The sequence below is a fragment of the Streptomyces sp. NPDC026589 genome, from assembly GCF_040638385.1.
Classification (GTDB): Bacteria; Actinomycetota; Actinomycetes; order Streptomycetales; family Streptomycetaceae; genus Streptomyces.
This window is the reverse complement of the sequence record NZ_JBEZYG010000072.1, coordinates 1-1,307: the sequence shown is the minus strand read 5'-3', so window position 1 is coordinate 1,307 and position 1,307 is coordinate 1. Positions and strand designations below refer to the sequence as shown.

Genomic DNA, 1,307 nt, shown 5'->3' with positions numbered 1-1,307 from the left:
CGGGCGTGCCGGGACGCGGGGATCGCGAGTGTCGCGGTCTACGCCGAGCCGGACCGGGACGCGTTGCATGTCCGGGCCGCCGACGAGGCGTTCGCCCTGGGCGGTGACACCCCGGCCGCCAGCTATCTGGACATGGCCAAGGTGCTGCAGGCCGCCAAGGACTCGGAGGCGGACGCGATCCACCCCGGGTACGGATTCCTGTCGGAGAACGCGGAGTTCGCGCAGGCCGTCCTGGACGCGGGGCTGACCTGGATCGGCCCGCCGCCGCAGGCCATCCGTGACCTGGGTGACAAGGTCGCCGCCCGGCACATCGCCCAGCGCGCGGGGGCCCCGCTGGTGGCCGGCACCCCGGACCCGGTCGCCGGGTCCGACGAGGTCGTCGCGTTCGCCGAGCAGAACGGGCTCCCCATCGCGATCAAGGCAGCCTTCGGCGGCGGCGGGCGCGGCCTGAAGGTGGCCCGCACCCTGGAGGAGATCCCGGAGCTGTACGACTCCGCGGTCCGCGAGGCCGTCGCGGCGTTCGGCCGGGGCGAGTGCTTCGTGGAGCGCTACCTCGACAAGCCCCGCCACGTGGAGACCCAGTGCCTGGCCGACCAGCACGGCAACGTGGTCGTCGTCTCCACCCGTGACTGCTCGCTCCAGCGCCGCCACCAGAAGCTGGTCGAGGAGGCCCCGGCCCCCTTCCTGAGCCAGGCGCAGAACGACGAGCTGTACGCGGCGTCCAAGGCGATCCTGAAGGAGGCCGGCTACGTCGGCGCCGGGACGGTCGAGTTCCTCGTCGGGGTGGACGGCACGATCTCCTTCCTGGAGGTCAATACCCGCCTCCAGGTCGAGCACCCCGTCACCGAGGAGGTCACGGGCATCGACCTCGTACGCGAGATGTTCCGCATCGCCGACGGCGAGGAGCTCGGCTACGACGACCCCGCCGTACGCGGTCACTCCTTCGAGTTCCGTATCAACGGCGAGGACCCGGGCCGCGGCTTCCTCCCCGCCCCCGGCACCGTCACCACCTTCGCGCCGCCGACCGGCCCCGGCGTCCGCCTGGACGCGGGCGTCGAGTCCGGCTCGGTCATCGGCCCGGCCTGGGACTCCCTCCTGGCCAAGCTCATCGTGACCGGCGCCACCCGCGAGCAGGCCCTCCAGCGCGCCGCGCGGGCGCTGGCCGAGTTCACCGTCGAGGGCATGGCCACCGCCATCCCCTTCCACCGTGCCGTCGTCGCCGACCCCGCCTTCACCGCGGACCCGTTCACCATCCACACCCGCTGGATCGAGACGGAGTTCGACAACGACATCAAGCCCTTCACCGC

General features: G+C 72.6%; 1 protein-coding gene. It reads left to right on the top strand.

Features of this window, described 5'->3' with window-relative positions; all coding sequences use genetic code 11:
• A partial coding sequence (locus AB0F29_RS41555) for a biotin carboxylase N-terminal domain-containing protein (RefSeq protein WP_361884202.1) occupies positions 1-1,307 on the top strand: 1,307 nt, incomplete at both ends.